A 5,348-nucleotide genomic window follows, 5' to 3' on the forward strand; every position below is an offset into this window, starting at 1 on the left:
AGCGTGTTTGATTTGCTCTTTATCGCCTATTGCTGCTTCCTCTGCTACTCTGCCCTATAAATTTGTCCAAAGTCCAATCATCTAGCGTTCCGCAACTTTCGCAAAGGAACTTCTCGCCCTCTCGATTGGTGGGGCTAATAAAGTGGCAGACTGAGCACTCCTGAGACGAACAGCGTGGGTTAGTACTCCAGACGAGATTGCCTGACTTTGCAGCCACAGCAGATGTCTTCTGTTGGAGTTCACCCCATGCCGCGTCCAGGATGGCTTTATTTATGGCGGTTTAGTCATTGGTCTCGTGGCAAGCGGCGCGTAAAAAATACATCAGTTTGACAAACGGAGGCTAATTCTGTTGAGTCTTTTTCCTTCCACTTACCAGTAATGTGATCGCTGTCCTCCAAGCCTTCGAACTACTGCTGTCCAACCGGAACATGAACGAAACGGATCGCTTTGTTGCACGCCACTGGTCCGCTAAATTAGAGCGCAAAAAATCGGATCGCTGTCAGGCTGGGGAGGAAGAAATAACCGCCTCCCCGCACCGTGACAAAGCGGGGCAGGTGGTTCACCCGTTCGCGAATTGGATGGCGGGGAATCGTCATTACTCCCGATCCATCGTTGTCTCCCGAAATGGGATCTTTATCGTTGTATAGCCCGTTGAATTTGGGATTGTTACTCCAAGTCTGTTGAATAAATTCAAACTGTCGCTCAATGTTGACATTTACCCCAAAGAAGTGCAGCCCACGCGGTTGTCCATCTTCGGCAATGTCCAGGGGGACGGTATGCTGATCCAGTGCTTCCAGGGGGAATAGCGGCTCTCCGTAGATCGATCCCCGCCGGAGAATGCGGTGTCGCCGTGCGGTTTTGAAGGACTCGGCTGGAGAGCCATCGAGAGAGTCGCGGGGGTTGGTGCGGCGAATATGGGAGGCGATCGGACAGGCGAATCCGCCCGCATCCTCAGGCATGTACTGGAATTGGTTCGCATTCTCAATGGATGGATCATCCTGAGTGGGAGACAAGACCAAGGGTGTACCATTGGGCCAGCGCCCGACAAACTTGGCAGCCAGTAACAACATATCGCTGGCAGCGGGGCACCCCGTGGCATCCTGCCCATGTTGAGCCATAAACTGCCAGAATCCTGCCACATCCTGAGCCAGTTTGCGATACACCAGGTAGGTGCCATGTCGTCCCAAATCTTTTAACGTGGAGGCTCCGGTCGCTGCATCGGGGATAACGAGATCGGGCAAGAGATCGTTGGCATCCTGGGTTCGGGGTACGGTGGGCGGTGACGGCAGCAAACCATACTCGTTGGCATAGCCCAGGATAAACTCGCCCGTGCGGATGACATTTTCAGGAGCGGTGGGTTGGTCGCCGGTGCCCTCAATTTGGGGTTGGGAGATGGCATCGTGAAAGCCAAAATGCTCCTTTTGATGGGGCGGTCGGAAGCCATATTCGGTGGCGATCGTCCTTACTCCGGCAGCTTCCGGCAACAGGTCTCTGAGGTACTGTTGGATCTGCTCCCGATTCAATCCATGCAGGATCAGCACCAGGTGGATTTCGGGATTCTGGGAACCGCCAACGTCCCAATGTTCGGGAGCACTGGTGCCCGTATCGCCCAGCAGCTCGGACCGTTTAGGGGTGATCATGCCCTCAATAAATTCACGTGCAAAGGTATTGAGAATTTCGGGAGCAAGCCCGATCGCCCGCAATCCGGCATAGCTCCAGGCTAAATTGACCGCCATTTCTGGTTTGGCTTTGGTGCCATCCGGCTGAATGTCCCAGGGCTTTGCGGTTGTGATAGCAGGAATCAAACGGCTCAACCAGACTTTGAACTGGGCAACATTGTGGATTTGCAAAAATTGATAGGCTGCATCGGGCAAGTGCCCATAGCCACTCAGAATCATGCCCTGAATATCGGATCGAGCCGCGAGTGTGAGATCTGGCATAGTCGTTTTGGCTAGCGCTTGGCGCAGCTAGGCTAGAGAACTTTGAATTTTGGATTGGCTATAGAAGTTCTAGCCAATGTTCGACGGTTTCTCGGCTGAAGTCGGCGGCAAGGGTTTGGCTGATGTGGCGATCGCGGAGGATGTTTTTGACGGTGGCTTGGGGATAGGCACAATAGAACACCTGGGAGGGCAATTGGTGGTCGCGGACATATTTGCGGAAAGAAACAATGTCTTGGGCACCGCCGGGGGGATAGTTGACGGAATTATTCCAGATAGCATTCAAGCCAAAGTTACCTTTATCAACAAAATCACCGATGTAGTTCTCCCAGGAACCGTCGTAGTTGCTGATGAACAGAAGCCGTTTGCCGCCATCGATAATCACCCAGCGGGCAAAATGAATGGTGCGAATGTCTAACAGTTCGCCGGGGGGAAATAGGTATTTAGCCGCGACATCGATCATCAGCAGAATGAGTCGTAAGCGCAATAAGCGAACGGGCTGAATGTCGGTGATGATGTTCATCTGGTTTTGGACGATGCGGTCTTCGACGGCTTCCAGTGCCTGGGTTTTGTCGGTGTCGAGTCCGCTATAACTACCCAGGGTCTGGGGTTTTGTCGGCTGCCCCAGGCGTTTGACGAGGAGTTTAGCGATCGCGATCAAAGCTCTGCGGATGGCATCAGCGATCGCTTCAACTCCAGTGCCCACCGCCATCATCACCTGCATCCCCCAGTGCCCGATCGACTTCCACCAAGGCATCACTTTGGGCACCTGGGCAAGCTGATCTAAAAAGGAGGTAATGCTGGGATCGACTAGCCACTGAGCCACGCAGGGCAAATCGAGGACGTTCTGCATCTGCTCTCGCAGGGCAATGGCATTGCGGATGGTCTGGACGGTGGCGGTCTGAAAGGCAATGAAAAATGCCTGAGGTTTGTAGGTGTGCTCCTGGATGAAGGCGAGGAGATTTGTCTGTCCGGTATAGCCTTCACAGCGACCCCAGATTTGATCGAGTCCGGGGGCGATCGCTACTAATTCCTCCAAGAATGCTTCCAACTCGCCATCATAATTACAGGCAAACAATAAGCGACTGCCACCGCGATCGGTGTCCGGCAGAATCGCCCAACGAGCAAAATGAACGAGCCGACTCTCCGTCCAGCGCACGTAGGAATTGGTCCGAATATGACTGCCAATCTCCGCTAGCAGGCTGTGCAGAGCGACCGCCTCCCCGGATTTAATCCTGACAATCACAGTTAGTGCTTTAGGTGCCATTCATTCTCCGTATTGACGCTAGAAAACCCATCATGAATCTGTGTGCTGATGTCTTCCGAGCTGATGCTCCTGTTGGGATTCAGGAAAAGGGGAACAGAGCTGCTTAAAGCCCCATAATATAGTCCTGTCGGGCATCCAAGAAAGGGGGGTTGGGACAAAGGCGCACGTCATAAATCATAAAATAGTTACTTTTTATTGACCGTCCATAAGCCCACAAAGAAAAAGTTAGAAAATTTACCTTGGATTGCATCCTGTTGCTTCATTCATTCTGTCTAATTCAAGGATTGAGCAGTTGATTGAACTAACCCGATTTAACTTAACATTCTTTAGGAAAAATCCTATGAAAAATCAAGTACAGAATTTAGAACTGGGCCAAGAATATCCCACGACCGATGAAGCCGAGGCAATTCAGACCATTATCAAAATTCATGTGGAATCGTTTCTGAACCGAAACACCCGCCCCGTCAAGCGCACCGAGCATCCCAAGCATCACGGCTGTGTCAGCGCCGAATTCACCATTGCAGCAGATGTACCAGCATCTTTAAAAGTCGGCATTTTCAGCCAACCGCGCGTTTTTCCAGCTTGGATTCGCTTTTCTAATGCTCAAGAACAGGATGACCAGAAATTCGACAGTCGGGGCATGGCAATTAAATTAATGGACGTACCCGGGAAAAAGGTACTCGACGACGAACAGGGTACCCAGGATTTTGTGATGATTAACTATCCCCTGTTTTTTATTCGCGATCTGACCGACTATGTGGATTTTTTTAGCGCGTTACAAAAAGCATCGTTGCCCATTCGATTTTTTCTTCCCAGTCTGAATCCCCGCACCTGGCGACTACGGGAATTGTGGATTGCTGGGTCTACCATTAGTCAGAATGTTAGGAATCCGTTGTTGACTCAGTACTGGAGCACAACCCCCTACAAATTAGGCGATCGAGCGATCAAGTTCTCGGCTAAACCTGTGGGTACCGCGACAGGTGGTTTGCTCTGGGTCCGCACGGAAAACTATCTGCGGCAGTCCATGATTGAGTCTTTGCAAGGAAGCTCTGGGATGATGTTTGATTTTCTAGTGCAGGTGCAAACTGACCCGGTACAGATGCCGATCGAAGATCCCACCCGCCACTGGAATTCCCCCTGGATCAAGGTCGCCACCATCCGTATTCCGCCCCAAACCTTTGATTCTGAAGAACAAATGACCTTTTGTGAAAATCTGTCCTATACGCCGTGGCATACGCTGCCCGAACATCAACCTTTGGGAGCCATTAACCGCGCCCGTCGGCAGACTTATCACATGCTGTCCAATCTGCGGCATGAGTTGAATCATCGCCCTCCTCAAGAACCTTTACCGAAAAAGTCTTAAGGGAAGTTTGAGGGATGACGATGCGATCGCTACTTGAGTAAAAAAGTACCATCAATCGCGTCTCTATGCTCTGGGGAACCAGCGGAGCGAATCGAGGTTGAACATCACTGTTCCATCATTTCCTGCTTGTTGCCCACCAACATAGTAGGGCTGTCGTAGAAGTCTCCACTTTGTTTGAAGCTCAAGTCTTCTAACAATAACAACACAGACTAGCAAGGAGTTCCAAACATCCTTACCTTCAGCGCGCTACCCCCTTAGTGACTGGAACAATGAAAGAGGCGTTGAACCGGATCAACCTGGCAACGGCAAAGAGTATCGTGGTGGTCACTGACGACGAGGTAGTTATACCAATCCCTTAAAATCCGGCTACAGATAGTGCGTCTAAAATAGAGTGCCAGCCCACAATCGAAGCAATCACCGTTTGGGTCATTGTTTCTAACCGTGCCCGCATCAACCACCGCAACTCGTCCAGGTCTTTAGGCAACTGCCAGCGTAGCCCTAACTTGCAAGGCTGCCACAGGCGCTCAATGGGATTGGTTTCTGGTGCCCGAGACGGCTGAAACAGCAAGATGAGGTTAGCTGGCCGCTTTAAGCGTTTGGCTTTGTGTGCCCCGGCTTGATCCAATTGCATGATGAGCATACAGTCTTTGTACTGTGCCCTCACCAAAGCTAGAAACACTTGGAAGCAGTCGCTATTGAGGTGCGTGAACGCATAGAAGCAGTGCTCACCCGTGGCTGGTTCCACGATGCCGTACAGGTCGGTAGCCTTAAACTGCCACTG

The 5,348-nt window shown here is 51.4% G+C and carries 5 protein-coding genes; 1 reads left to right on the forward strand and 4 read right to left on the reverse strand.

Annotated elements, in window-relative coordinates:
* Nucleotides 1-19 precede the first annotated feature (19 nt).
* The 3 genes from C7B82_RS34660 to C7B82_RS12225 form a co-directional block, all read right to left on the reverse strand.
* Nucleotides 20-274: a zinc ribbon domain-containing protein gene (locus C7B82_RS34660; protein WP_106256572.1), complete on the reverse strand. Its 255-nt coding sequence runs from the start codon at nt 272-274 to the stop codon at nt 20-22.
* A gap of 199 nt (nt 275-473) precedes the next feature.
* Nucleotides 474-1,940 (reverse strand): Dyp-type peroxidase, encoded by a 1,467-nt coding sequence (locus C7B82_RS12220; protein WP_106256573.1) that lies wholly within the window; start codon nt 1,938-1,940, stop codon nt 474-476.
* A 58-nt stretch (nt 1,941-1,998) separates the two neighbouring features.
* Complete coding sequence (locus C7B82_RS12225) at nt 1,999-3,204, reverse strand: hypothetical protein (RefSeq protein ID WP_106256574.1); 1,206 nt, start codon at nt 3,202-3,204, stop codon at nt 1,999-2,001.
* Between the two features lie 340 nt (nt 3,205-3,544).
* Here C7B82_RS12225 and C7B82_RS12230 point away from each other — a divergent pair, with 340 nt between their 5' ends.
* Nucleotides 3,545-4,567 (forward strand): catalase family protein, encoded by a 1,023-nt coding sequence (locus C7B82_RS12230; RefSeq protein ID WP_106256575.1) that lies wholly within the window; start codon nt 3,545-3,547, stop codon nt 4,565-4,567.
* A gap of 355 nt (nt 4,568-4,922) precedes the next feature.
* On the opposite strand, the gene C7B82_RS12235 is transcribed toward C7B82_RS12230, so the two are convergent.
* The coding region (locus C7B82_RS12235) for a transposase (protein WP_181357462.1) at nt 4,923-5,348 on the reverse strand (426 nt) is incomplete at its 5' end.

This window comes from Stenomitos frigidus ULC18, assembly GCF_003003795.1.
Classification (GTDB): domain Bacteria; phylum Cyanobacteriota; class Cyanobacteriia; order Leptolyngbyales; family Leptolyngbyaceae; genus Stenomitos; species Stenomitos frigidus_A.